At 46.4% G+C, this 24,241-nt stretch carries 27 protein-coding genes; 18 read left to right on the top strand and 9 right to left on the bottom strand.

Going from position 1 to position 24,241, the window contains the following annotated elements; all coding sequences use genetic code 11:
* Window positions 1-29 precede the first annotated feature (29 nt).
* Together VIM91_RS09360 and soxC are read right to left on the bottom strand one after the other, a co-directional pair.
* Window positions 30-1,061: a hypothetical protein gene (locus VIM91_RS09360; RefSeq protein WP_331864561.1), complete on the bottom strand. Its 1,032-nt coding sequence runs from the start codon at window positions 1,059-1,061 to the stop codon at window positions 30-32.
* Window positions 1,048-2,406 (bottom strand): sulfite dehydrogenase, encoded by a 1,359-nt coding sequence (gene soxC / locus VIM91_RS09355; RefSeq protein ID WP_331864560.1) that lies wholly within the window; start codon window positions 2,404-2,406, stop codon window positions 1,048-1,050. The genes VIM91_RS09360 and soxC overlap by 14 nt, the downstream gene beginning before the upstream one ends.
* A 389-nt stretch (window positions 2,407-2,795) precedes the next feature.
* On the opposite strand from soxC, the gene hemB reads away from it, so the two are divergent.
* Both hemB and aroE read left to right on the top strand, forming a co-directional pair.
* The gene (hemB, locus tag VIM91_RS09350) at window positions 2,796-3,806 is read left to right on the top strand and encodes a porphobilinogen synthase (protein WP_331864559.1); all 1,011 of its coding nucleotides are present in this window, start codon (window positions 2,796-2,798) and stop codon (window positions 3,804-3,806) included.
* Window positions 3,803-4,660, top strand: a complete 858-nt coding sequence (aroE, locus tag VIM91_RS09345) for a shikimate dehydrogenase (protein WP_331864558.1) — start codon at window positions 3,803-3,805, stop codon at window positions 4,658-4,660. The genes hemB and aroE overlap by 4 nt, the downstream gene beginning before the upstream one ends.
* 116 nt (window positions 4,661-4,776) lie before the next feature.
* On the opposite strand, the gene VIM91_RS09340 is transcribed toward aroE, so the two are convergent.
* Window positions 4,777-5,307: a gamma carbonic anhydrase family protein gene (locus VIM91_RS09340; protein ID WP_331864557.1), complete on the bottom strand. Its 531-nt coding sequence runs from the start codon at window positions 5,305-5,307 to the stop codon at window positions 4,777-4,779.
* Window positions 5,308-5,450: 143 nt separating this feature from the next.
* Here VIM91_RS09340 and VIM91_RS09335 point away from each other — a divergent pair, with 143 nt between their 5' ends.
* Together VIM91_RS09335 and VIM91_RS09330 are read left to right on the top strand one after the other, a co-directional pair.
* Entirely contained in the window at window positions 5,451-6,005 is a 555-nt protein-coding gene (locus VIM91_RS09335) for a YaeQ family protein (protein WP_331864556.1), read from the top strand.
* Entirely contained in the window at window positions 6,002-6,253 is a 252-nt protein-coding gene (locus VIM91_RS09330; protein ID WP_331864555.1) for a VF530 family protein, read from the top strand. The genes VIM91_RS09335 and VIM91_RS09330 overlap by 4 nt, the downstream gene beginning before the upstream one ends.
* Window positions 6,254-6,332: 79 nt before the next feature.
* On the opposite strand, the gene VIM91_RS09325 is transcribed toward VIM91_RS09330, so the two are convergent.
* Window positions 6,333-7,196 (bottom strand): mechanosensitive ion channel family protein, encoded by an 864-nt coding sequence (locus VIM91_RS09325; RefSeq protein WP_331864554.1) that lies wholly within the window; start codon window positions 7,194-7,196, stop codon window positions 6,333-6,335.
* Window positions 7,197-7,362: 166 nt separating this feature from the next.
* Here VIM91_RS09325 and rpoZ point away from each other — a divergent pair, with 166 nt between their 5' ends.
* The 8 genes from rpoZ to VIM91_RS09285 all read left to right on the top strand — a co-directional run bounded on the left by rpoZ (window position 7,363) and on the right by VIM91_RS09285 (window position 15,250).
* Window positions 7,363-7,587, top strand: coding sequence for a DNA-directed RNA polymerase subunit omega (gene rpoZ / locus VIM91_RS09320; protein WP_331864553.1), 225 nt, complete (start codon window positions 7,363-7,365; stop codon window positions 7,585-7,587).
* A gap of 15 nt (window positions 7,588-7,602) precedes the next feature.
* Window positions 7,603-9,744 carry a bifunctional (p)ppGpp synthetase/guanosine-3',5'-bis(diphosphate) 3'-pyrophosphohydrolase gene (locus tag VIM91_RS09315; RefSeq protein WP_331864552.1) on the top strand — a complete coding sequence of 714 codons (2,142 nt, stop codon included), beginning with the start codon at window positions 7,603-7,605 and terminating at the stop codon, window positions 9,742-9,744.
* Between the two features lie 55 nt (window positions 9,745-9,799).
* Window positions 9,800-10,186 carry a RidA family protein gene (locus tag VIM91_RS09310; RefSeq protein WP_331864551.1) on the top strand — a complete coding sequence of 129 codons (387 nt, stop codon included), beginning with the start codon at window positions 9,800-9,802 and terminating at the stop codon, window positions 10,184-10,186.
* Between the two features lie 24 nt (window positions 10,187-10,210).
* On the top strand, window positions 10,211-12,295 hold the full coding sequence (gene recG / locus VIM91_RS09305) for an ATP-dependent DNA helicase RecG (RefSeq protein WP_331864550.1): 2,085 nt from the start codon (window positions 10,211-10,213) through the stop codon (window positions 12,293-12,295).
* Window positions 12,288-12,806, top strand: a complete 519-nt coding sequence (locus VIM91_RS09300) for a chorismate--pyruvate lyase family protein (RefSeq protein ID WP_331864549.1) — start codon at window positions 12,288-12,290, stop codon at window positions 12,804-12,806. Before recG ends, VIM91_RS09300 begins: the two co-directional genes overlap by 8 nt.
* Entirely contained in the window at window positions 12,799-14,601 is a 1,803-nt protein-coding gene (gene recQ / locus VIM91_RS09295; RefSeq protein WP_331864548.1) for a DNA helicase RecQ, read from the top strand. Before VIM91_RS09300 ends, recQ begins: the two co-directional genes overlap by 8 nt.
* Window positions 14,602-14,663: 62 nt before the next feature.
* A complete protein-coding gene (locus tag VIM91_RS09290) occupies window positions 14,664-14,966 on the top strand; it encodes a type II toxin-antitoxin system RelE/ParE family toxin (protein WP_331864547.1) in 303 nt (100 codons plus the stop codon).
* Window positions 14,966-15,250, top strand: coding sequence for an addiction module antidote protein (locus tag VIM91_RS09285; protein ID WP_331864546.1), 285 nt, complete (start codon window positions 14,966-14,968; stop codon window positions 15,248-15,250). The genes VIM91_RS09290 and VIM91_RS09285 overlap by 1 nt, the downstream gene beginning before the upstream one ends.
* Here VIM91_RS09285 and VIM91_RS09280 read toward each other — a convergent pair.
* Both VIM91_RS09280 and VIM91_RS09275 read right to left on the bottom strand, forming a co-directional pair.
* Entirely contained in the window at window positions 15,218-15,928 is a 711-nt protein-coding gene (locus VIM91_RS09280; RefSeq protein ID WP_331864545.1) for a hypothetical protein, read from the bottom strand. The genes VIM91_RS09285 and VIM91_RS09280 overlap by 33 nt on opposite strands.
* A 274-nt stretch (window positions 15,929-16,202) precedes the next feature.
* Window positions 16,203-16,439, bottom strand: a complete 237-nt coding sequence (locus tag VIM91_RS09275) for a YdcH family protein (protein WP_331864544.1) — start codon at window positions 16,437-16,439, stop codon at window positions 16,203-16,205.
* Between the two features lie 279 nt (window positions 16,440-16,718).
* Between VIM91_RS09275 and VIM91_RS09270 the strand changes: the two genes are divergently transcribed.
* From VIM91_RS09270 to VIM91_RS09255, 4 genes are all read left to right on the top strand, one after another.
* Window positions 16,719-17,603: a hypothetical protein gene (locus tag VIM91_RS09270; RefSeq protein WP_331864543.1), complete on the top strand. Its 885-nt coding sequence runs from the start codon at window positions 16,719-16,721 to the stop codon at window positions 17,601-17,603.
* Window positions 17,604-17,854: 251 nt separating this feature from the next.
* A complete protein-coding gene (dbpA, locus tag VIM91_RS09265) occupies window positions 17,855-19,246 on the top strand; it encodes an ATP-dependent RNA helicase DbpA (RefSeq protein WP_331864566.1) in 1,392 nt (463 codons plus the stop codon).
* 164 nt (window positions 19,247-19,410) lie between these two features.
* Window positions 19,411-19,623 carry a hypothetical protein gene (locus VIM91_RS09260; RefSeq protein WP_331864542.1) on the top strand — a complete coding sequence of 71 codons (213 nt, stop codon included), beginning with the start codon at window positions 19,411-19,413 and terminating at the stop codon, window positions 19,621-19,623.
* Window positions 19,620-19,919, top strand: a complete 300-nt coding sequence (locus VIM91_RS09255; protein WP_331864541.1) for a type II toxin-antitoxin system RelE/ParE family toxin — start codon at window positions 19,620-19,622, stop codon at window positions 19,917-19,919. Before VIM91_RS09260 ends, VIM91_RS09255 begins: the two co-directional genes overlap by 4 nt.
* Window positions 19,920-20,236: 317 nt before the next feature.
* On the opposite strand, the gene VIM91_RS09250 is transcribed toward VIM91_RS09255, so the two are convergent.
* Together VIM91_RS09250 and VIM91_RS09245 are read right to left on the bottom strand one after the other, a co-directional pair.
* Window positions 20,237-20,428: a CPXCG motif-containing cysteine-rich protein gene (locus VIM91_RS09250; protein ID WP_331864540.1), complete on the bottom strand. Its 192-nt coding sequence runs from the start codon at window positions 20,426-20,428 to the stop codon at window positions 20,237-20,239.
* 100 nt (window positions 20,429-20,528) lie between these two features.
* Entirely contained in the window at window positions 20,529-20,705 is a 177-nt protein-coding gene (locus VIM91_RS09245) for a hypothetical protein (RefSeq protein ID WP_331864539.1), read from the bottom strand.
* 251 nt (window positions 20,706-20,956) lie between these two features.
* On the opposite strand from VIM91_RS09245, the gene VIM91_RS09240 reads away from it, so the two are divergent.
* Entirely contained in the window at window positions 20,957-21,718 is a 762-nt protein-coding gene (locus VIM91_RS09240) for an SDR family oxidoreductase (protein ID WP_331864538.1), read from the top strand.
* Window positions 21,719-21,825: 107 nt separating this feature from the next.
* On the opposite strand, the gene VIM91_RS09235 is transcribed toward VIM91_RS09240, so the two are convergent.
* Window positions 21,826-22,116, bottom strand: a complete 291-nt coding sequence (locus VIM91_RS09235; RefSeq protein ID WP_331864537.1) for a DUF2892 domain-containing protein — start codon at window positions 22,114-22,116, stop codon at window positions 21,826-21,828.
* A gap of 147 nt (window positions 22,117-22,263) precedes the next feature.
* Between VIM91_RS09235 and VIM91_RS09230 the strand changes: the two genes are divergently transcribed.
* Window positions 22,264-24,241 (top strand): homocysteine S-methyltransferase family protein (locus VIM91_RS09230; protein ID WP_331864536.1); only part of this gene is annotated, 1,978 nt, incomplete at its 3' end.

The raw sequence follows: 24,241 nt of genomic DNA, 5'->3' as shown, positions 1-24,241 counted from the left end.
CTAGAGAGGCTTAGGTTGATTAATACAACTTAGAAGCCGTGGTGACCAACGCCAGGAGCGTCTACACCAATACGTTGTCCGATGTTGTACTGTGGCGTGCCGTCTGGTAGACGATTCGCAGTACGGTAATCAGATGTATCACCTTCACCGTTACCAACCATGTAGTCAGGGCAATCTTTCATGCAACGTTCGTTTGCGATTACCGGACGGTGATCACAGAAGAAGTTACCTGCATTGCGCATATACTTGTTTGCTTGAATCAAGGTTTCTGCGTTAAAGAATGTATCGTCTTCGATCTGAGTCCCTTCATCATCAAGTGGGATACGGTTCATCTGCAGAATATAACCTGTGATACCCATGTAACCGGCATCACCGATTGCTGGCAAGTTAGGTGTCCAGAAAGGCATCGCACGACGGTTGTAGTCAAACAAAGTCGTGGCGTAAGGCCAGTAGTTACCTACGGTCTTAACTGGTGCAGGAGCACTAATATCAGAAGTGGTTAAAGGTAACTGGTTACCTTCTGAAAGTGGTAAGTAACCTTTCGCACCTTCACCAAACTCACCGTGACAAGTCGCACAGAACTGGATGTACATATCACCACCCTTCAATACTTCCATACCCACGTCAAGTGGTGGTAAACCATTACCGTCTGCGTCTACATGGATGCTCCACTTAGACATGGCAGATTCAGCGATTGGTGTGCCGTAACCATAAGCGGTGAACTCAGTATCCGCATAATAGTTTTCGTTTGCACTCGCGTGAACGTTAACAAATGCTTCTGGTACTTTACACTGCATGTTGCCGTGTGAACCACCGTCGATCGCGTCATCAACTTCAAATGAGTAAGGGTTGCTTGGATCAAACTTAGCTACCAAACGAGCACGGTCGTCTTCACCCAAAATGGCTTTAACAACGGCGCCATCTAGGTATTTACCGTCATTCGCTTCAATGGTTTTTTTCCAATCTTCAGATGGCTTGCCAGACATTGCAAAAGCCACGCCTGAAGCGATCATAGCACCCGTTACAGCCGATGCAATTAGCGTTTTCTTAGAATTGAACATTTTCAATCATGCCTCCGAATTCACTGTTGTGCGCGTGGATCTTCCAAGTTACCATCGCGGTACGGTGGTAAACGTTGTTTGTCCCTTCAATGCTGCGCATTTGTGGCATATTTGGCTGTACATAACCGGTTTCATCCGTTGTACGGCTCATCATTAACAACTCGCTGCCGTCCCAATCGAACTCAAGTTCAAAACGAGTCCAAGCTTTTGGCAATACTGCAGAGGTTAATTTTGCTTCGTGCCAGTTACGGCCACCGTCAAACGTGATGTCTACGTGATCAACTTTACCGCGACCTGACCAAGCAATCCCTTTCGCTACATAACGACCTGGACCTTGCATTTTGAAATCTGGAGATGGGTAAGTGATAACTGAGTTCGCTTCCATGTACCAAGACATGTTCTGAACCGTACCGTCAGGCATTAACTCAGTGTACTTAGAGGTTTCTTCACGGTGCTGTAACGGCACGTTAGAAACTTGGATACGACGTAGGTGCTTAACCCACATGTTGGCTTCACAACCAGGTACAACCAAACGGATTGGGTAACCTTGTTCTGGGCGTAGAGCTTCACCGTTTTGAGCATAAGCAATCATACAATCGTCCATTGCTAGATCGACTGGTACTGAACGAGCCATACCAGATGCATCCGCACCTTCAGGGATCAACCACTTACCTTCTGGCTTGATACCCGCTTCTTTCAATAGGGTAGATAGACGAACACCTGTCCACTCAACACAAGACATCATACCGTGTGTCCACTGAACTGAGTTCAACTGAACACCTTTCCATTCCATTGCGCCGTTAGCTGGACACTCTGCGAACAAAATACGTGATTCAGATGGGAAACGCTTTAGGTCGTCCATAGTGAAGATCAAAGGGCGCTCAACTAAACCGTGAATAACCAAACGATGGTCATCAGGGTTAATGTTGATACCACCACCGTGGTAACGTTCGAAGTGAAGACCGTTTGGTGTGATCATACCGTGCAAGCTTTGCAACGGAGTCATGGTGATCGAAGCCATAGAGTCAGGTGTTAACCACTCTAAAGTACGACGCTGAACTTCTTTTTCGAAAGGTGACGGCATACCGTATGGGTACTGACGTACACCCCAACCCAATGACTTACGAGACAATGGATCTTTTAGAGTTTCAGTGATTTCATCACGACCGGCATAAGGCGCGACCGCTTTTTTCGCATCAAACTTCATTTCAGAAGCAGCTGAAGCGGCCTGTGTAAACATCACGCCACCCGCTACCGCTGCGCCGCCCTTAAGGAACGCGCGACGGCCTTGGTTGCGAGATTCTTCAGTTTGAATCGCAACCTTTTCTACTATTTTATCTGTCATTTTATGCTCCTTGATTGGCATCCTTAACGTGTAACAACACCACAGATTCAAGAGTTACTAGTTTTTTTTATCCAATCGCCAGTAAAAGTGTCCAAAGACGCCTTTTAATCAGTAGTTAAACCCATTAACTGGCCGCGCTTTGTAACCCATACTCACATTGCTGGCCGATTATAATAAACCTTTACGCTCACTAACTTCAAGCTAAAACATTCGCAAAATTAGTCTTTGCTTATATAAATTTTTTATGGGGTGCAATTATATTTCTATTAGTTATCGCGGTTTTTTGATTCGACTGATGAGACGAACCGCTCCACGGTCAGCATTCGCATCAGTTTATTTTTTGTACGTGTGCGCGTATGATTAACAACAATTTTTAAGCGGAGCATCCCATGATCGAACGTCAATTTCCCATTACTCGTATGCGCCGAATGCGTGCGGATGATTTTTCACGCCGTTTAATGCGCGAAAACCAACTGACTTGCGCTGATCTCATTTACCCCATGTTTGTAATTGAAGGTTTCGAACAGCGGGAATCGGTTCAATCCATGCCGGGAGTAGAACGTTTAACCATTGATTTGCTGGTAAACGAAGCCCACGAACTCGTTAAACTCGGCATCCCCATGATTGCGATTTTCCCGGTCGTGCCGCAGGAAGGCAAAAGCTTAGATGCCGCTGAAGCTTACAACCCGGAAGGTTTAGCTCAACGTGCGGTACGTGCGGTCAAAGCCGCTTGCCCAGAATTGGGGGTTATGACCGATGTCGCACTTGATCCGTTCACCACTCACGGCCAAGACGGCATTATTGATGACAAAGGATATGTGCTTAACGACGATACGATTGATGTATTAATGAAACAGGCCTTATCTCACGCGGAAGCAGGTGCGGATGTGATTGGCCCATCCGATATGATGGATGGCCGCATTGTCGAAATTCGTGATTTGCTCGAAGAAAATGGCCACCTCAATACCCGCATTATGGCTTATTCTGCCAAATACGCCTCTAGCTATTATGGTCCTTTCCGCGATGCGGTCGGCTCAGCGGCCAATTTAGGTAAAAGCAATAAAGCCAACTATCAAATGGATCCAGCCAATTCGAATGAAGCATTGCATGAAGTCGCGTTGGATATTAACGAAGGCGCTGATATGGTGATGGTTAAACCTGGCTTGCCTTATCTTGATATTGTGTATCGCATCAAAACCGAATTTAAAGTACCGACCTATGCTTATCATGTCAGTGGTGAATACGCGATGTTAAAAGCCGCCGCCCAAAATGGCTGGCTGGATGAGCGCAAAGTCGCGCTCGAAACCCTGCTTTGCTTTAAACGCGCCGGTGCCGATGGCATTTTGACCTATTACGCCAAACAAGTCGCGCAATGGTTGCACGAAGAAGGCGCGGTATGAGTTCGACTGAAACCGTGATTGACCATTACGCAGTGGTCGGTGACCCGATTGCGCATTCCAAATCACCTTTAATTCATCGCTTGTTTGCTGAACAAACTCAGCAAACCATCAGCTACGAAGCGATTCGTATTGATTCAGAAGAAACCCATTTTGCGCGCGAAATCGACTATCTTAAGGCACAGGGTTACAAAGGCATTAATATTACCGTGCCTTATAAACTGGATGCGTTTGAACAAGCTGATGAGCTCAGCGAACGTGCGCAACTGGCGCAAGCGGTTAATACCTATGTGTTTCGAGAAGACGGTAGCGTGTATGGCGACAACACCGACGGCATTGGATTAGTAAACGATATTGAACAAAATGGCATGCGTCCATTTAAAGACAAACGAGTGCTGATTATTGGCGCAGGCGGTGCGGTGCAGGGTATTTTAAAGCCTTTATTAGACAAACAACCAGGCCTGGTACATATCGCCAATCGCACCGCGAAACGCGCCGAAGTGTTAGGCCAGCGTTTTGATACTGATGTGCCGATTCATGGTAGTGGTTGGGACGATATTCCAGCCCAGCCTTTCGACATTATTATTAATGGCACCTCGGCCAGCTTAGAAGGCAAACTTCCGCCAATTAGCGAAAAAGTGATCGGCTCAGACAGCCTAGTTTACGACATGATGTATGCTGCTGAACCCACGATATTTTTACAATGGGCTCAACAACATCAACCCAAATGTCAGCGCATGGATGGTTTAGGCATGTTGGTTGGCCAAGCGGCGGAAGCTTTTTATTTATGGCGCGGCGTTCATCCCAAAACCAAACCCGTAATCGAAGAAGTCCGCCGCCTTATCCAACAGGCCTGATTTAGCGGTTTTTTTACCACGAAGGACACGAAGAGCACGAAGGTTTTTTATCCCCCTATCCCTCAGGGAGGGGAACTGGAACATCTTCATGTCCTTCGTGCTCTTCGTGGTTAAAATCAATCTTCAGCTGCAAAGTCGTTTTTCAGTTTGACGTAATGCGCGGCCGAATATTTAAAAAATGCCTTCTCTTCATCGCTCAGTGGGCGGGCTTGTTTTACGGGTGAGCCGACATACAAATACCCGCTTTCTAACACCTTGCCTGGCGGCACTAAACTGTTCGCCCCCACCAAGACATGCTTTTGCACCACCGCATTATCCAGCACAACCGCGCCCATACCAATCAAACATTCATCCTCAATGATGCAACCGTGCAATACTGCGTTATGACCCACCGTCACATCGCACCCCACAATGGTTTTCGAACCTTTTGAACGCTCAGATTCATGTGTGGTATGCACCACCGCACCGTCTTGAATGTTTGAACGGGCGCCGATTTTAATATCATTCACATCGCCACGCAGTACCGCACAAGGCCAAATCCCGACATCTTCTGCCAACTCACAACGCCCAATCACTTGCGCTGAAGGATCAACCCAGGCCGAACTCGCCATGTTTGGCGTAATACCTTTGTATTTTCTGATTGCCATAATCGCTCCCTAACCGTATTAATTTAGATTTATTTTCGCATTATAAGTGAGCGCAAGGAGATTAAAAACCCAAGGCGAAAAGCGGCCTGACAAAACGCGGTTTGCTATACTAAGCCGCATTAGCAAAACATCAGGAATCCAGCGTGGCATTAAAACCAACCATCTTTAAATTTAGCATTTCACTTTCTGACATGAACCGCCACCTTTATCAAACGTTAAACCTCACGGTGGCGCAACATCCGTCAGAAAATATCGAACGCATGATGACGCGTGTGTTGGTTTATTGCCTAAACATTGAAGCCGATCAAAATACAAAACTCGAATTTACCAAAGGTTTAAGTGCGGTAGATGAACCCGATCTCTGGGCGAAAACCCTTGACGACCAACTCATGCTTTGGATTGATCTAGGTGAACCGAGTCTTGAGCGTATCAAAAAAGCCAGTCGTTTAGCGCGAGTCGCTAAAGTTTATACTTTTAACTCCAAATCGGATGTTTGGTGGTCGCAAAACCAAGCCAAACTGCAAGCACTCGAGGTCGATATTATTCAGTTTGATTGGTCAGAAGTTCAAAGCCTCGCCAAGTTAGCGCAACGTAATATGGCGTTTTCCATCAGCCTAAGCGGTGATTCCGCCTATATTGCCGCCGAACAGGGCGATTGCGAACTTCACTGGTCAAGACTTCAAGAGCAGAACACATGAATACACAACCCAACAACCCTTTGCATGGCGTAACGCTTGAACAAATCATTTTACGTTTGGTCGATTATTACGGCTGGATTGGCTTGGGCAATCTGATTAATATTAAGTGTTTCACTAATGATCCGTCCGTTAAATCCAGCCTCAAGTTTTTGCGCAAAACCCCTTGGGCACGAGCGCAAGTTGAGCAACTTTATATTGATTCGCTCGACCAACCCAACTTTCAAGTCGATTTAAACTCGACCAACTAAAAAGCCGCGCTTTAACCATATAAAGCACGGCTTAACAACAAAGCACCAGGCCTGGTGCTTTTGATTAAAATAGCTAAAATTATTTAACTTCCGACTTTGGCGTCATCAATTGCGCAACGTCTTGTTGAAAATGCAACGCCATTTGTGGGAAAGGAATTTCAATGCCTTGCTCATCAAACGCCAACTTTACACGTTCCAACAAGTCAAATTTAAGCGGCCAATAATTATCGGCACTCACCCACGCACGCACGGTAAAGTTGACACTGCTATCGGCTAACTCCGACACCACCACTAAAGATTCTGGCTCTTTTAAAACCCGCTCGTCGGCCGCCACAATGTCCTGCAAAATCTGTTTTGCTTTGCGTAAATCACTGTTGTAATCGATACCAAAAATCAAATCCAAACGTCGTGTATCGCGCGCGGAATAATTTACCAATGGCTCAGCATAAATCTGGCCATTAGGAATGGTAATTTCACGGTTATCGGTGGTGCGTAATAAGGTACTAAACAACATTACCTTTTCAACCATCCCCATGTGCCCAGCAACCTCAACAAAGTCTTCCTCTTTAAAGGGCTGTAAAATGATTAGCATCACGCCAGCGGCAAAGTTCTGCAACGAATCTTTTAATGCCAGACCCACGGCCAAACTGCCCGCCGCCAAGACTGCTACCAATGAAGTCGTATCAAACCCTAGCTGGCTTAAAACCGCAATAATCAGCAGCACAAACAATAAAGAGCGCGCAACTTGCTGAATAAATTCCACTAAAATCAACTTAACTTGAAAACGTGTTAACACTTTACCCAGTAATTTATGTATCACGCTGATCACAATACGCCCGACAAAAAAGATCAATAGCGCGATCGCAATATTCAGACCCCACGGAATCAAGTAATTATTCATGACTTCAACTAAATCTAATTTACTGATTAGGTTTTCAAACATAGTGTTCTCTTTATTGTTGTCGAAAATTTCATTCTAACAATTGCTTGGCACATTACGCTACTATTTATAATGCGCCGAATATTGTAGAATAGCGGTTTACAGATTAAAACTCTTTGGGAAAGCTGCTCTGGCTTTCTAGAAATGAACTAATTTTAGAGGTAGCCTCATGGCACGCGTAACTGTTGAAGATTGCTTATTGCATGTTGAAAATCGTTTTGAATTGGTACTGGTCGCTGCCAAGCGCGCCCGTCAACTAGGAAATGGTGCGGATCCAACTCTAGCTTGGGAAAATGACAAGCCAACCGTTGTGGCTTTACGTGAATTAGCCGATCAACTCGTGGATCCACAAACGATTCTTGCTGATCCTGACACCCCTCCATTTTTCCAATAAGTTTTAGGGGTCGTTATGCCCACACCAAACTCACTGGATGGCTTAATTGAAAAAGCTCAGCGTTATTTAAACACTGAGCAGATTCAACAAATCCAGGCCGCATTTGAGTTTGGAGCGCTGGCGCACGCAGGCCAAACCCGCAAAGCGGGTGGCGCTTATATTTGGCACCCGGTCGCGGTCGCCGAAATTCTCGCTGAAATCCAACTCGATCACGAAAGCCTCATCGCCGCCATTCTGCACGATGTCATCGAAGACACCCCCTACACCAAACAAGATATTATCGACCGCTTTGGCGAACGTGTCGCCGAGATGATTGATGGTGTGACCAAACTGGGTAAACTCGCCTTCGATACACCACAAGAAGCCCAAGCCGAAAACTTTCGTAAAATGATGTTGGCGATGTCGCGCGACATTCGTGTGATTCTCATTAAACTCGCCGATCGCCTGCATAATATGCGAACCCTAGGCGTGATGCGCCCCGAAAAACAGCGCCGAATTGCACGCGAAACCCTGGATATTTACGCCCCCATCGCCGCCAGATTGGGCATTAACTCGTTTCGCATTGAGCTTGAAGACCTAGGCTTTAAAGCCATGTATCCGTTACGTTTTGCCGCACTCGAAAAAGCGGTCAAAAAAGCGCGCGGAAATCGTAAAGAAGTGGTTGAGCAAATCACCGAAGCCCTGCAAACGCGTTTGAAACAGGAGGGCTTTAAGGCCGAAGTGATTGGGCGCGAAAAACATCTATTCAGCCTCTACAAAAAAATGCAGAAAAAACGTCTGTCATTTGAAGAGGTATTGGATATTTTCGCTTTCCGTGTGATTGTCGAAACCGTTGACGACTGTTATCGCGCTTTGGGTTTGGTGCATTCTTTGTACAAACCGTTACCCGGCAAGTTTAAAGACTATATTGCCATCCCCAAACCTAATGGGTACCAGTCGTTACATACTTTGCTGTTTGGGCCTTATGGCGTGCATATTGAAGTCCAAATCCGTAGCGAAGTGATGCACAAGGTGTCCGAACACGGTATTGCAGCGCACTGGCATTACAAAGAAGCCAATGCCAACGAGTCCAACCCTTCACCGGTCGATGTGCGTGCGCAAGAGTGGGTGCGTAACTTATTAGAAATCCAACAAAGCGCCGGTAACTCGCTCGACTTTTTAGAAAACGTCAAAATCGATTTATTTCCAGATGTCATCTACGTGTTTACGCCTCAGGGCGAAATTATCACCTTACCGAAAAACGCGACCGCCGTTGATTTTGCTTATGCGGTGCACACCAATTTAGGGCACGCCTGTGTAGGTTGTCGTATTGACCGTCAACTTGTACCGCTTCGCAGCGTGTTGGAAAGCGGTCAGACGGTTGAGATTATTAAATCGAAAGAAATCCAACCTAACCCAACCTGGCTAAATTTTGTCACCACCGCTAAAGCCCGCTCGCAAATTCGCCATTTCCTCAAAAATCAGCACTCACAATCCGCTACCGACCTAGGACAACGCCTATTAGCGAAAGCCATGCGGGTTCACAATATGGCTTATTCCGGTCTAAGCGAAGAGCTGATTCAAAAGCTGGTGCAAGACCTTAACCTAGAAAACTGGGATCAATTGTTAGAAGAAATTGGCTTAGGCCAACGTATGGCTGGTTTGGTCTCCAAACAAATTCACGACAATTTACTTGGCAAAGATGACCAAATCATTAGCGAAAAAGGTCAACATCAGCCGCTTGCGATTTCTGGAACCGAAGGCTTGGTGGTCAACTACGCCCAATGTTGTCACCCAATTCCAGGCGATGAAATTATTGGCTTTATCTCCACCGGCAAAGGCCTAGTGATTCACCGCCAAGACTGCAAAAACGTTAAACACTTCCAAAACCAACCCGATAAGTGGCTGGATGTAGATTGGGACCCAAATAGTGAAGAGCTGTTTGCGGTTGAAATTCAAGTTGAAACAAAAAACCAGCGAGGTGCGTTGGCCTTAATCGCCTCCGAAATCGCCAATACCAAAACCGATATCGAACGTGTACGTTCAGAAGATAAAGACGAAACCTACAGCGTGATGAACTTCGTCTTACTGGTACGTAACCGCGATCACCTAGACGAATTATTACGTCACTTGCGCCGTATCCCGATTATTGAAAAAGCGCAACGCGTCTTCACCTAGTCAAGACAAGGCAAACATCTAACCCGTTTTATATTCCAATTGAAAGGAAACTATCATGCGTGAAATCATCTCAACCCCAAATGCACCCGCCGCCATCGGCACTTATTCACAAGCAGTACGCGTGGGAGATACGGTGTATTTGTCCGGTCAAATCGCGTTAATCCCAGAAACCATGCAATTGGCCGAAGGCGATATTAGTGTGCGTATTCACCAAGTTTTTAAAAACCTAAGTGCGGTGTGTGAAGCGGCAGGTGGCTCGTTGCAAGATATTGCAAAGTTAAACATTTTCCTTACAGATATGGCGCATTTTGCAACCGTTAACGACATTATGGCGCAATATTTTGAACAACCTTATCCGGCACGTGCAGCGGTCGCGGTTAAGCAATTGCCAAAAGATACCGATGTTGAAATGGATGGCGTGATGGCGCTATCGCATTACTAATCCACTGCGTTTCACGGCCCGATTATGCTAGAGCAAATGCATGTCACCAGCCTCAAAGGGGTGGGTGACAAACAAGCTGAGAAGCTCGAAAAACTCGGCTTGCGGGTCGTGCAGGATTTACTGTTTCACCTGCCATTACGTTATCAAGACAAAACCAAACTCACCTCGCTCGACGACGCCATTATTGGTCAAGAAATCCAAATCGAAGCCGAAATTACATCACAACGCCTAACCCCCGGTCGTCGCCCCACTTTAATGGTGCAAGCACGAGACGCCAGCGGTCACTCGATAGGTTTACGATTTTTCCATTTTCATCCCAGCCAAGCACGCCAATTTAAACGCGGCGAGTTTGTGCGCGCGTTTGGCGAATTGCGTAACGGTATGAATGGCTTAGAAATGGTGCACCCGCAATATCAAATCTTTGCCCAAACCGCGCCCGCTTTAGACGACACCCTAACCCCGGTTTATCCCACCACCGAAGGCTTAGGGCAGGCAAGCTTGGTTAAACTCATTAAACAAGCTATCAGTCTACTCAAACAATATCCGTTAGCTGAAGGCTTAGAATTGGATTGGCTCAAAACACAACAATTGCCGCCCATCAATCAAGCTTTATTAACCCTACACCAACCGCAACCAGACGATGATTTAGCCCAAATCAAACAGTTTGAACACCCGGCTCAGCAACGCTTGATCGTTGAAGAATTGATCACCCAGCAAGTCAGCTTGTTCTTAATGCGCCAGCAACAGCAACGCCGCTACGCGCCGCAGTTTGGCGACAGCCCAAGCGCTCAGCGTTTATTGGCTCAGTTGCCTTTTGCGCTAACCGGCGCGCAACAGCGGGTTTGGCAACAGATTCAGCAGGATTTAAGTCGCGATCACCCGATGCAACGTTTAATTCAAGGTGACGTGGGTTCGGGCAAAACCATTGTCGCAGCCTTAGCCGCTTTGCAAGCCGCCGATGCCGGTTATCAAGTCGCAATTATGGCACCGACTGAAATTCTGGCCGAACAGCACCGCAACCATTTTTGTGAATGGTTAGAACCGCTAGGGATCGAAGTCGCCTGGTTAAACGGGCGTTTAAAAACCGCCGAAAAACGCGATATGCTGGAAAAAATCACTCAAGGACAAGCCAAAATTGCGGTCGGTACCCACGCCCTGTTTCAAGAATCGGTGCAATTTAATCAGCTGGGTTTGGTGATTATTGATGAACAACATCGCTTCGGTGTGCATCAACGTTTATCACTCAACCAAAAAGCCCAAAGCCACACCAAAGACTTTGCGCCACACCAACTCACCATGACCGCCACGCCGATTCCGCGCACCCTTGCGATGACCGCTTATGGGGATTTAGACATTTCGGTGATTGACGAACTGCCACCCGGCCGCCAGCCAATTGATACTGCGGTGCTCAATAACCACAAACGCCAAGAAGTCATGGCGCACCTGTATCATCAATGCCAACAAGGCGTGCAAGCCTATTGGGTTTGTCCGCTGATTGATGAATCCGAAGCTTTGGACGCACAAGCCGCGCAAACCACCTATGATGAATTCAAACAACTCTGGCCAGATATGCGGGTTGGCTTGATTCACGGGCGTTTAAAAAGCGCCGAAAAACAAAGCATCATGCAGCAGTTTAGCGAGCATCATCTGGACTTATTGGTCGCCACCACCGTAATCGAAGTCGGCGTAAACGTACCCAATGCCAGCTTAATGATTATCGAAAATGCCGAACGTCTAGGGCTAGCGCAACTTCACCAACTACGTGGCCGAGTTGGGCGTGGTGCGAAAAAAAGCCATTGTGTTTTGCTTTATCAAGCGCCGCTTTCCGCCACCGCCAAAGCGCGATTACAAATTATGCGTGAAACCAACGATGGCTTTTTAATCGCCGAAGAAGACTTACGCATTCGTGGCCCAGGCGAAGTGTTGGGCACACGCCAAACCGGCGGGCTGCAATTACGCATTGCCGATATTCAGCGTGACCAGGCCTGGATAGAACCCGCACAAACCGCCGCGCACGACTTATTACGTTTGGCGGCTAGCCAGCCCGAACGCATCGACTTATTACAACAACGCTGGATCGGAACCAAAGTAGAATACAAACATGCCTAATCCACGCTTACCTAAACACTGGATAACATCGAATTTTATCCAACGCTTAACCCGCGAAGCTCACCACCAGGCCTGGTTGTTAGATAAAACCTCGCTCACGCAAAAACTGCGTGCACGCTGTGACGATTTTCGGGTCGAACTCATTTTCGAAGGTTACGCCACACCTTTGCTCGATGAAGCCCTGTGTTTAAACCTTGTGCCACACCACCAGGCCTGGTTGCGCACGGTTTGTTTAACTTGCCAAAACCAACCGATTGTTTACGCGCGCAGCGTGATCCCGCATTTCGATCAACAAAACCCCTGGTGGTCGTTAAAACAATTGGGCGATCAACCGCTGGGTGAAATCCTATTTAGCCGAACCGACCTCAACCGCAGCGAATTTGAATTTTGCCAAGCCGATTGGCCACAAATCAATGCATCACAAAAACTCGCGCGCCGTTGCAGCTTCGAACAAAATCACGCGCCTTTACTGCTGACCGAAGTCTTTGTAAACTGGCCAACTTATGCGTGAATCCATCGAAACCCAAGCGCTTGAAGTGCTCAAGCGAGTATTTGGCTATCGCCAATTTCGCCCCCAACAACTCGACATTATTTGTGATCTAGTCGAAGGCCGCGACAACTTTGTGCTGATGCCCACCGGCGGCGGCAAATCCTTGTGTTATCAAGTACCGGCGTTTTTGCGCTCCGGCACCGCGATTGTGGTTTCACCTTTAATCGCGCTCATGCAAGACCAAGTCGCCGCCTTACAAGCCAATGGCGTCGCCGCGCAAATGCTTAATTCCAGCCAAGACCCAGAAACCTCCGAACAGGTAATTCGACAGCTCCACAATGGCGAACTCGAATTACTGTATGTCTCGCCCGAACGTTTATTAATGGACGGATTTTTAGCCCAACTGCAACGCATACCGATTGCATTGTTTGCGATAGACGAAGCTCATTGCGTATCCCAATGGGGTCACCAATTTAGGCCAGAATACAGTCAAATCGGCTCATTACGTCAACGTTTTACGAATGTGCCGTTTATCGCTTTAACCGCCACCGCCGACCAAACCACTCAAGCCGACATACTGCAACAACTTCAATTTCACGACCCGAAAATTCATCTGGGCAGTTTTGATCGTCCTAACATTCGCTACAACGTAATGGAAAAACAGCAGCCTTTTAACCAACTGTTGCGCTTTCTAAAACAACAAACTGGCGAAGCCGGCATTATCTACGCCTTAAGCCGCAAACGTGTTGACGACATCGCCAACAAACTCGCCGCCGAAGGTTTTTCGGTGGGCGCATATCATGCCGGTTTAAGCGCACAAACACGCCATCAAGTGCATCATGACTTTCTGCACGATCAAGCCGATATCGTGGTCGCGACGGTCGCGTTTGGTATGGGCATCGACAAACCCAACGTGCGGTTTGTGGTGCATTATGATGTGCCTAAAAATATCGAAGGTTATTACCAAGAAACGGGCCGCGCCGGGCGCGATGGTCTGCCGTCTCAAGCCCTACTTTTATTCGGCATGCAAGATGTCAGCACCGCACGCCAGTTTGTCGAAAACGTCAATAACGAAGACCAACGCCGCTTAGAAACCTTCAAACTCAATAGCATGGTGAGTTTTGCCGAAGCCCAAACTTGTCGGCGTAATGTCTTGCTTAACTACTTTGGCGAATCCAACACCCAGCCCTGCGGCAATTGCGATGTATGTTTAAACCCACCCGAATTATTTGACGCCACCGAAGCCGCGCAAAAAGCGCTGTCTTGCGTGTACCGCCTTAATCAAGGTTTTGGCGTTAAACACGTGATCGACGTATTACGCGGGCTCGACAACGAACGCATTCGACAATTCCAGCACGACCAACTCAGCACCTACGGCATAGGCAAAGACCTAAGCGCACACCAATGGAACAGCATTATTCGCCAACTGATCCATCTGGGGTATCTGTTTCAAGACTTGCAACATTACTCAGTGCTCAAACTTACCGAGCTGTCCGGCTCGCTGTTAAAAGGTCAGCAACCGATTCAACTTGCGATGCCCAAAAAAGAGGCGCCCGCTAAACGCGCCAAAAACGACCGCGCGAATGCACTAAACCCCGCTGATCAGTTTTTGTTTGAAGACCTGCGTAATTTGCGCAAACAATTGGCCGAAGAGCAAAACGTGCCCGCTTATGTGGTGTTTGGTGATATTAGTTTGTTAGACATGGCACAAAAACGCCCCCAAACCGAAGACGAATTTTTAGAAGTCAGCGGCGTCGGCCAAGCCAAATTAGAACGCTATGGCGAAGTCTTCCTAACCAGAATCCGCGCCCAATAGCACCAGGCCTGGTGGTTTGTTAAGGCGTAGTAATTTTGTCGCTTACTTGTTACAATGTAAGTATGAAATATAAATTACTCACCACCCATAAATTCGATAAGTGGTTCAAATCTATAAAAGACAAGCGTACCCGCTTTCGCATCGAAGCGAGATTGAGCCAAGTTTCCACTGGACACTTTGGTGACCACAAATTGATTGATTCAGAAATCGGTGAGTTGCGTTTTTTCTTTGGCGGTGGGTTACGGATTTACTACGCACTTCGCGGAGAAGAAATCATTTTATTACTGAACGGTGGTGATAAATCTAGCCAAAAGAATGATATTGAACAGGCTACGGTCTTATTTAATCAATTGAAGGGATCATAATGACTTTGCAATTAAACGAATTTAAGTTTGCACAAGACGTTGACACAAAAGAGGACATGGCCATGTATTTATCCGCTTTTTTAGAAGAAGGCGGCATTAATGGTTTGCTGGATGGCTTGCGTCTATTGGTTCAGCAAAAAGGGATGACAGAAACAGCGCAATTAAGTGGTTTAAACCGTCAACATTTATATCGCGTACTAAACGGCGAAACCAAGCCCAAGTTTGAAACACTGGATAAGCTGTTACATGCCTTAGGTTTTAAAATGGCTATTGAAGTCTCCTAAGAGCGCTTCAATCTTGGCAGCCTGTGCTTGATTTAACTGTTCCAAAAACTTCAGGTTTTCAGAAACCATGGATTTGGCGATTTCTTCGCGCTTAACGCTTGATAAATCAACATCCATTGTCGGCAAAGACTCTTTACCCGATTTAGTGGCCTCTAAATCCTGCGTTTGTCTTTCCATGTTCATAAACACGCTTGCCCCAATATAAGCCTTGTGTCTAGCTCTAACCTCTTCGGTTGAGCTAAACACCTCTTTATCGCCGTATACCATTAGCATCGCAATATCTATTTCCTTGTCGATCATTTCATGCTTGTTAGCAGGCTTAACTTGTTTTAGCTCTTCTAAGATTTTTAAGTTTTCAGGAAGAATAGACTCAATCGGTTTTTCGCGCCCAAAAACGGGATTGCCGTTTTCATCCAAATTTGCCATCCCTTTATCAAATATCTGCTGGGACGTCATCGGCGAATAGGGTCTAGGATAATCCGGCTCGGGGTTTTGTTCTTTTTTTACTTGGTTTAAGCCTTCTTGCGAAATACTCACCGTATCACCAGGCCTGGTGGTGGCTTTTACTTGTGTGTTTTCTACTGTATCTAGCGGCGTATTACTTTGTTTAGCATCCGCTGTCGCGGTTTTATAAGCCGCCAACATTGACATATAGGGGTTAACTGATGAAATACTCATGGTGCCTCTCCAAGTAATTTACTGTAAAAACAGTGCAATACCCATGCCACACCTGGACTTTAGTAAGTGTTTTTAAGCAAGGTATTTTTTCATTCTCATACCGCTTTTATCGGCACCTATGTTTGCTATTAAAAGGTAACTTTATCCTTTATTCACTAGTACCAGGCCTGGTATTTTGGCTTATTGGTAGGAAAAATTAGGCCAAATATTCGCGAAAGTGGGCACAAAAAAACCCGCTACAAAGGCGGGTTTTTTAAGACTCTCTGAAAGGTTTTTAGCCTTTTAGCATCCCATACAAACTATCTTTTAACGCCAGACGCTGCTTTTTCAGATCTTCCATTGTTTCATCGGCAACGGGTGATTCCTGCTTTTCCAAAGCTTCGATCTTGGTGGTCACTTGATCGTATTCTTCAAATAACTTTTTAAAATGCGCATCGTTCATTTTCAATTCATGAATACGTTCTTTAAATTCTGGAAACTCATGTGCCAGATCGTGGTGTCCTAGGGGCATATCGTTCACTCCTTTTGTGAAAAATCGATGCTTTGAGTGTACCGACCTCAGCGCGATAGCGTCAAGCAAAATAACGACTCTAGATATGTGAATCGTTTAGTTCGCGTTTTCGGATCGGTAAACAACTAAACGTTTTCTTCATGCTTAAGATAACACTAAAAATCCATTTTTCAGATGGAATAAGCGTGCTAGCATAATTTGTATTCTGATCGCAGATCTATCGCTTCTAATAGGTGGCGAACAGAGGCAAATAAAAACAATTATCTCAGGAGTTTGCTTATGAAATTTTTCCAACCTATTAAAACCAGCCTATGCGTGTTACTGGCGGCGTCTTGGTCTGTGAACGCGATGGCAGAAGATGCGCAAATTATGGTCAGCGATGTCGGTTTTGCGACGCCGGAATCGGTCGAATATTATGCGGCTGAAGACTTGTATTTGGTCAGCAATATTAACGGCAGTCCGTTTGATGCAGACGACAATGGTTTTATCTCTAAACTCAGCCCGGACGGCAAAGTGATTGACTTAAAGTGGATTGATGGCGCAAGCGACAAGGTGCAGTTACACGCCCCCAAAGGCTTGACCATTATTGGCAATAAACTATTTGTGGCCGACATCACTCAAGTCCAGGTTTTTGAACTGCCAAGCGGCAAACAACTATCGACCATTGACGTGAAAGGCAGCAGTTTCTTAAACGGCATTGACGCGGGCGATGGCAATCATGTTTATGTAACCGATACCGGCATGAAACCTGGTTTCGAGTCTTCTGGTACGGATGCGATTTTTAAAGTTTCAGAAAATGGCCAGGTCGAGACGATTTTGAAAGACCCTAAAATGGGCCAGCCAAACGGCATTATTTATGAAAACGGCGATCTTTACGTGGTGTTTTTTAGCTCGGCTAGAATGATCAAAATTGACAACCAAGGCGACATCACCGAAATGCCTCAACCCTTCGGTGCAAGATTAGACGGCTTAGTGAAATTACCGGATGGCAGCATCGCTATGTCGAGCTGGGAAAGTTCGTCGATTGAAGTTTATAAAGACGGCGGATATGACACCATTGCCGAGTTCTTAAACTCACCCGCGGATATGGATGTGGATACCAAACGCAACCGTTTGCTGATCCCGCTTTTTAATGAAGATAAAGTGTTAATTTTACCGCTTTAAAGCGGGTTAAACTTTTAACGTTAATTAGCACCCAAAACGTCCTTCGATAAAGCGGTTTCTTGTTCTGCTTTATTGAAGGTTTAAGAGCACCAGGCCTGGTGCTCTTTGTTTATGATGCGTTCAAATACTCTACAACCCATCACAAAAAAATCAATAAAATCAAACACCCGCCTGCAAAACCCTTACAATACGTGCATTCAACCCAATCTGCTCACGAGCCCGCCTGGTCTCTAAGCCAAAAGGACACCACCTTGACTGCCACACCTGCGTTTTCTACTCTCGATTTACACCCCAATCTACTCAGCAACCTCGACAGCCTGGGCTATCACCAGCTTACCGAAATTCAAGCGCAAAGCTTACCGCCAATTTTGGCTGGCCAAGATGTAATTGCGCAAGGCAAAACCGGCTCGGGCAAAACCGCCGCGTTTGGTTTGGGTTTATTACACGCGCTTGACCCGAAAAGTTTCCAAGTGCAAGCTTTAGTGCTTTGCCCAACTCGCGAACTCGCCGATCAGGTAGCCGAAGAAATTCGTCGTCTAGCGCGCCGTTTAAGCAATATTAAAGTGCTAACGTTATGCGGCGGCCAATCGATTGGCGCACAGTTAAATTCACTGCAACAAGGCGCACACATTATTGTCGGCACGCCGGGGCGAATTGAAGAACATCTGCGCAAACAAACTCTAAAACTGGATGAGCTCAAAATCCTGGTATTAGACGAAGCTGACCGCATGCTCGACATGGGTTTTCAAGCCTCGCTTGATGCGATTTGCGAACAACTGCCGACCCCGCGCCAAACCCTATTGTTTAGCGCGACTTTTCCTAGCCAGATCGAACAAATCAGCAAGCGTATTATGCAGTCGCCGGTGCGTATTCAAGTGGAATCGCAACACGATCACGCCAGTATCGCGCAGCATTTTTATCAGGTCGATTCGCCGGAACAACGTTTAACCGCGTTGCGTTTAATCCTATTGCAAGCGCGCCCCGAATCGAGCGTGGTGTTTTGCAACACCAAAAAAGACGCGCAAACCCTAGCGGATGCGCTGGTGGAATACGGCTTTAGCGCACAAGCAATACATGGCGATTTAGAACAACGCGACCGTGATCAAACCTTAATCCAGTTTGCTAACAAAAGCATCGCGGTACTAGTGGCGACCGATGTGGCCGCGCGTGGGTTAGATATTGAAGCTTTGGACGCAGTAGTAAACTTCCACTTGGCGCACGACCCAGAAGTGCACTTACACCGCATTGGCCGCACGGGACGCGCGGGCAGCAAAGGTTTCGCCGCCAGCTTAATCAGCGACAAAGAAAGCTATAAGGTCGCGGTGTTGGCCGAATACCTAGGCCAAGATATTGAAGCCGAACCCCTGCCGGATTTAAGCGTGCTAAAACAACCGCCACTGCAAGCTAAGATGATCACGATTCAAATCGACGGCGGCAAAAAGCAAAAGCTTCGCCCTGGTGATATTTTGGGTGCGTTAACCGCCAATCAACAACTAACAGGCGAGCAAATCGGCAAAATCAAAATCGGCGACATCCGCGCCTACGTCGCCGTAGACCGCAAAATCTCCAAACTCGCCCTAAAACAAATCAGCGCCGTAAAACTAAAAGGCAAAAACTTCCGCGCCCGGATTTTGACCAGCTAATCTATAAGCTCATAACTCTCAAGCCTAACCACCAGGCCTGGTGCACGTAAGTTTGTTCAACCATTACCAGAAAACCGACCTGATAAACACGGACAAGTTGTTGTAAAATATAAGCGTTTTCTATTCATGAGGATGTGAATAGACCATAAAGAGGAGACTTGAAAATGGAAACCTTACATGTACGAGCGGACGCAACCACGCTTGAAGCAATTATCGGTGTGATTAATCAGTTTGCTCAAACTGGCCAGCCTATTGAGGTGCTGGACAATGTGGCTTACAACCAAGAGCAAGCGATGATTTTTCAAGGCTTGGCTGAAATGAAAAAAGGGGAAGTTGTAACGCACGATGACCTTTGGAACGACTTGCTTGAAAAATGAAGATCATTTACACCAAGCAAGCTCAAACTCAGTTAAAAGCCATAAAAGCATTTGTTGCTAAAGATAATCTCAGCGCCGCTACAACCCATCTGCTACAAATTAAATCCAAAATTGAGCTGCTCGCCGACTTCCCTTTTATCGGTCAAATTAATCCCATACTCAATAAACAGGCTGTTCGTGATTGGGTGATACTCGGATACAAAGTCATTTATAAAGTCAGCGAAAACCAACTGGTTATATTAGCCATTTATAAGAATATTGATTTTGACGAATCTGCACTTTCTGAAAATTCATAACTCTCGATAAGCACCAGGCCTGATGCTTTGCTCGTTTAAGTCTTCAAGCCTGCGCCTATTGTTTCAAATCAATTGTATTCCCGCCTCTAAAGACTCAGATTATCAAATACCTAGTTGTGATGGGTGGGGCGAAATTCTCTGTTAAAGACCCGTTGTTTCAGGGGGAATCTACATAAGGAAGAGGCATATGTCTACAGAATATACAGATAAAGTTGCGGTGATTACGGGCGCGAGTTCTGGGATTAGATTTGCTACCGCGCTAGGATTTTGACGAGCTAATCCAAACGTCATTCATCGCCAAAAATACAAACCCTACATTATTCGTTCTCATTTAATACGACAACGTAGGGTTCGCCTTCATCGTCAATGCTTACATTAAAATTAATAGGGCGACAACAAACCTCACAGTCTTCAATATAGTCCTGTTGCGATACCGAACAATCAATGACGGCCTCAATGGTTTCGCCACAATAAGGACACTGCACTTCTTTTGTTACGATCAGTTGCATAAAGCAAATAAACTCCCATGTTCTATAAGTTACGTGTTCAAAACCTTCATTTTAGGCTCAAGTTTCTTAACCTTGAATAACGTAAGGCCTGGTGGTTTAGTTATGAATTCTCACTTGCTTGTTGGGCTGCGTGGTGGGCGACGGCAAAAGCCTTGCTTTCGTCGTGATCATATTGCTTGTAAGCATTATTGAAAGCTTTAAGAAATGCCTTTTTCTGGTGCGCGGTGTAATTTTTAACTTGTTCTTTTGGCAGATCACTAATGGTTTTGTATGGCATAGCGTGCCTCCTACTTATTTCCAAACTTGTACTAAATGTCCTCACTCAACCGTCACTTGCTGTGTCGGTAAAACTTAATAAATAGTTACTCGTTCCAACTATACCATTTGCCATAATAATATGGGATTCACAAATAAATTGAACTCACTCTTTTAAAGAGTATTATCAATAATATGCCCTGATGGTTTGGTCAGTTGATAGTGCGTTTATACCATTCGCTTCGGGGGTTTTTAATCTACGAAGGAGGTTTTATGTCTACTGAATATACCGATAAAGTTGCCGTGATTACAGGCGCGAGTTCTGGGATTGGGTTTGCTACGGCGCAGGCGTTTGCTAAGCAAGGCGCTAAGGTTGTGATTACGGATGTGCAGGTGCAAAAAGGTGAGCAAGCCGTTGCGGAACTTAAGAAAATGGGCGCAGAAGCCATGTTTGTTAAAACCGATGTGTCAGACCCCAAGCAGGTTGAAAACCTGGTGGCGCAAACCATTGCGACTTATCAGCGTTTGGACTTTGCGATTAATAACGCAGGTATTGATGGTGATCGCGCACCGACGGCGGATTGCACCGAGGAGAATTGGGATCGGGTGATTGATATCAATTTGAAAGGTGTGTGGTTGTGCATGAAAAATCAAATTCCGCAGATGCTTAAACAAGGCAGTGGTTGCATTGTGAATATCGCTTCTATTGCAGGCGTGGTTGGGTTTCAGAATGTGCCTGCTTATTGTGCGTCTAAAGGCGGCGTGATCCAACTGACTAAAACCGCCGCGCTGGAATACGCCAAACAAGGTGTGCGCATTAACGCGGTTTGTCCGGGTGTGATTAAAACGCCGATGGTGGCGGGTGTGTTTGAGAAAGATCCAAAAATGGAAGAAGCCTTAAACGCCGCGACACCGATTGGTCGTTTGGGTTCGCCTGAAGAAATTGCCTCGGCGATTTTATGGCTGTGTTCTGAACATGCGGGCTTTATGATCGGCCAACCGGTGATTATGGATGGCGGCTTTACGGCGCAATAAGACGTTATTTTTTAACCCGTCATCCTGAGCGTAGCCGAAGGATCTTTTAACAGGCTAAAAGACTCTTGGTTTCACTCAGTGTGACAGTGGGGTTTGTGTCGTCTTAATTAGTCTTTTTTGGAACCACAGCAGCCGCTGGATTCTGCTGAATTCTTGTTGTCCTTCGGTGTATCGCACACTACGCCACAGGCGACACATTCGCCGCGTGCGTTTTTAAACATCGGGCAAAAACCGCTAAAACTCGCTTGAATCGCATTCGCGGCCATTGCTAACATAATCCAGAAAATCCAGTTTTCGGTTAAATCAATCTGCCCTAAAAAATGCGCCACGATAACTAACACCACCATCATAATCGCGAAAAACCGTAATGGACGATTGCCTCTTACTACACTGCTCATAAACCTTCTCCTTGTGTTAATTTTAGTTATATTACAAACTCCCCGGTGTTTCAGCAAGCGCTCAATGCCTGTGTTTAACCAGGCGTTTTGGTAGGAATTGAGTTAAAATAAGCCCCTTTGATTTAAACGCATAAACGGAAGTCTATTATGAGTCCTCGATTAGAACGCATTGCCCAACTTAAAAGCCTGCTAACAGAGCGCGTAGTCGTGTTAGACGGCGCGATGGGGACGATGATTCAAAACCTGCAATTATCCGAGGACGATTTCCGTGGTGCGCGTTTTGCCGATTACCACATGGATATCAAAGGCAATAACGATATTTTGGTTTTAACTCAGCCGCAGTTAATTCGCGATATTCATTTAAGCTTTTTACGCCAAGGCGTGGATCTGCTCGAAACCAATTCGTTTAACGCCACTACGATTGCGCAAGCCGACTACGATATGGAATCGCAGGTGCGTGATATCAACCTGCAAGCCGCAAAAATCGCACGCGATGCTTGTGAGATCGCACAAAAAGAAGACGGTAAACCACGTTTTGTTGCCGGGGTGCTAGGCCCAACAAACCGCACCGCTTCGATCTCGCCGGATGTAAACGATCCGGGCTTTCGCAACACGCATTTTGATGAGTTGGTAGAAGCTTATGTGCAAGCCACTCAAGCTTTATTAGACGGCGGCGCGGATGTGATTTTGATCGAAACCATTTTCGATACGCTAAACGCCAAAGCCGCGGTTTTTGCAGTTAAACAAGTCGAAGACACACTGGGCGAAGAAGTGCCGATTATGATTTCTGGCACCATTACCGATGCCTCCGGTCGTACGTTATCCGGTCAAACCACCGAGGCGTTTTACAACGCGATTCGCCACGCCAAGCCTTTAAGCATCGGCTTAAACTGCGCACTTGGCCCGGCTGAATTACGCCCTTATGTCGAAGAACTCAGTCGCATTTGCGAAACTCATGTTTCGGTTCACCCCAACGCCGGCTTGCCAAATGAATTTGGTGAATACGACGAAACCCCAGAACAAATGGCCGCCGAGGTCAAAACTTGGGCCGAACGCGGCTGGTTAAATATTATTGGTGGTTGCTGTGGCACTACGCCGGATCATGTTGGAGCGATGGCGAAAGCCGCGCTCGCATTTGGACCTCGGAAAATCCCTTCGCCAAAAATTGAATGCCGTTTATCTGGCCTAGAGCCGATGAATATTGGCGATTCGAGCTTGTTCGTTAACGTGGGTGAACGTAATAACGTCACCGGTTCGGCCTTGTTTAAACGTTTGATTATTGAAGATAACTACGAACAAGCGGTCGAAATTGCGGTGAAGCAGGTCAACGATGGCGCGCAAGTCATCGACGTTAACATGGACGAAGGCATGCTGGACGCCAAAGCCTGTATGACACGTTTTTTAAATATGATGGCGGGGGAACCCGATGCGGCGCGCGTGCCGGTGATGATCGACTCGTCCAAATGGGAAGCGATTGAAGCCGGTTTAAAATGCATTCAGGGCAAAGGCATTGTTAACTCGATCTCGCTAAAAGAAGGCGAAGAAACCTTCCTAAAACAAGCGAAATTAATTCAGCGTTACGGCGCAGCGACCATTGTTATGGCGTTTGATGAGGACGGTCAAGCCGACACCTTTGAGCGTAAAAAAGAAATTTGTAAACGCTCTTACGACCTTTTGGTCGCCAATGGCTTCCCGCCGGAAGACATTATTTTTGACCCGAATATTTTCGCGATTGCGACCGGCATTGAAGAACACAACAATTACGCGATGGACTTTATCAATGCGGTCGATTGGATTAAGAAGAACCTACCGCACGCGTTGATTTCCGGCGGCGTCTCCAACGTGTCTTTCTCCTTCCGTGGTAACAACCCAGTACGTGAAGCGATTCATTCGGTATTCCTCTATTACGCGATCCAAAAAGGCATGGATATGGGGATTGTGAATGCCGCCCAAATGGCGGTGTACGATGATCTCGATCCAGAACTAAAACAAGCCGTGGAAGATGTGGTGCTGAACAAGGATTCCGGTGCCGCGGATCGTTTGCTTGAAGTGGCCGAAAAATTCCGTGGCGACGGTTCGGTACAATCCAAAGAATCCGATATTCGTTGGCGCGAAGCCAGCGTTG

The organism is Thiomicrospira sp., assembly GCF_036568485.1.
In the GTDB taxonomy this organism is placed as follows: Bacteria; Pseudomonadota; Gammaproteobacteria; order Thiomicrospirales; family Thiomicrospiraceae; genus Thiomicrospira.
Note: the sequence above shows the minus strand (reverse complement) of the source record. Positions and strands in the feature narration are given on the sequence as shown.

Excerpts from the sequence above, each read along its gene's own strand:
- soxC (WP_331864560.1), bottom strand. The coding sequence starts at position 2,406 with ATGACAGATAAAATAGTAGAAAAGGTTGCGATTCAAACTGAAGAATCT.
- VIM91_RS09280 (WP_331864545.1), bottom strand. The coding sequence starts at position 15,928 with ATGAGTATTTCATCAGTTAACCCCTATATGTCAATGTTGGCGGCTTAT.
- hemB (WP_331864559.1), top strand. The coding sequence starts at position 2,796 with ATGATCGAACGTCAATTTCCCATTACTCGTATGCGCCGAATGCGTGCG.
- rpoZ (WP_331864553.1), top strand. The coding sequence starts at position 7,363 with ATGGCACGCGTAACTGTTGAAGATTGCTTATTGCATGTTGAAAATCGT.
- VIM91_RS09315 (WP_331864552.1), top strand. The coding sequence starts at position 7,603 with ATGCCCACACCAAACTCACTGGATGGCTTAATTGAAAAAGCTCAGCGT.
- VIM91_RS09330 (WP_331864555.1), top strand. The coding sequence starts at position 6,002 with ATGAATACACAACCCAACAACCCTTTGCATGGCGTAACGCTTGAACAA.
- aroE (WP_331864558.1), top strand. The coding sequence starts at position 3,803 with ATGAGTTCGACTGAAACCGTGATTGACCATTACGCAGTGGTCGGTGAC.
- VIM91_RS09360 (WP_331864561.1), bottom strand. The coding sequence starts at position 1,061 with ATGTTCAATTCTAAGAAAACGCTAATTGCATCGGCTGTAACGGGTGCT.
- VIM91_RS09285 (WP_331864546.1), top strand. The coding sequence starts at position 14,966 with ATGACTTTGCAATTAAACGAATTTAAGTTTGCACAAGACGTTGACACA.
- VIM91_RS09245 (WP_331864539.1), bottom strand. The coding sequence starts at position 20,705 with ATGCCATACAAAACCATTAGTGATCTGCCAAAAGAACAAGTTAAAAAT.
- VIM91_RS09340 (WP_331864557.1), bottom strand. The coding sequence starts at position 5,307 with ATGGCAATCAGAAAATACAAAGGTATTACGCCAAACATGGCGAGTTCG.
- VIM91_RS09235 (WP_331864537.1), bottom strand. The coding sequence starts at position 22,116 with ATGAGCAGTGTAGTAAGAGGCAATCGTCCATTACGGTTTTTCGCGATT.
- VIM91_RS09275 (WP_331864544.1), bottom strand. The coding sequence starts at position 16,439 with ATGCCCCTAGGACACCACGATCTGGCACATGAGTTTCCAGAATTTAAA.
- VIM91_RS09290 (WP_331864547.1), top strand. The coding sequence starts at position 14,664 with ATGAAATATAAATTACTCACCACCCATAAATTCGATAAGTGGTTCAAA.
- VIM91_RS09325 (WP_331864554.1), bottom strand. The coding sequence starts at position 7,196 with ATGTTTGAAAACCTAATCAGTAAATTAGATTTAGTTGAAGTCATGAAT.
- VIM91_RS09310 (WP_331864551.1), top strand. The coding sequence starts at position 9,800 with ATGCGTGAAATCATCTCAACCCCAAATGCACCCGCCGCCATCGGCACT.
- recQ (WP_331864548.1), top strand. The coding sequence starts at position 12,799 with ATGCGTGAATCCATCGAAACCCAAGCGCTTGAAGTGCTCAAGCGAGTA.
- VIM91_RS09260 (WP_331864542.1), top strand. The coding sequence starts at position 19,411 with ATGGAAACCTTACATGTACGAGCGGACGCAACCACGCTTGAAGCAATT.
- VIM91_RS09255 (WP_331864541.1), top strand. The coding sequence starts at position 19,620 with ATGAAGATCATTTACACCAAGCAAGCTCAAACTCAGTTAAAAGCCATA.
- recG (WP_331864550.1), top strand. The coding sequence starts at position 10,211 with ATGCTAGAGCAAATGCATGTCACCAGCCTCAAAGGGGTGGGTGACAAA.
- VIM91_RS09270 (WP_331864543.1), top strand. The coding sequence starts at position 16,719 with ATGAAATTTTTCCAACCTATTAAAACCAGCCTATGCGTGTTACTGGCG.
- VIM91_RS09240 (WP_331864538.1), top strand. The coding sequence starts at position 20,957 with ATGTCTACTGAATATACCGATAAAGTTGCCGTGATTACAGGCGCGAGT.
- VIM91_RS09300 (WP_331864549.1), top strand. The coding sequence starts at position 12,288 with ATGCCTAATCCACGCTTACCTAAACACTGGATAACATCGAATTTTATC.
- VIM91_RS09250 (WP_331864540.1), bottom strand. The coding sequence starts at position 20,428 with ATGCAACTGATCGTAACAAAAGAAGTGCAGTGTCCTTATTGTGGCGAA.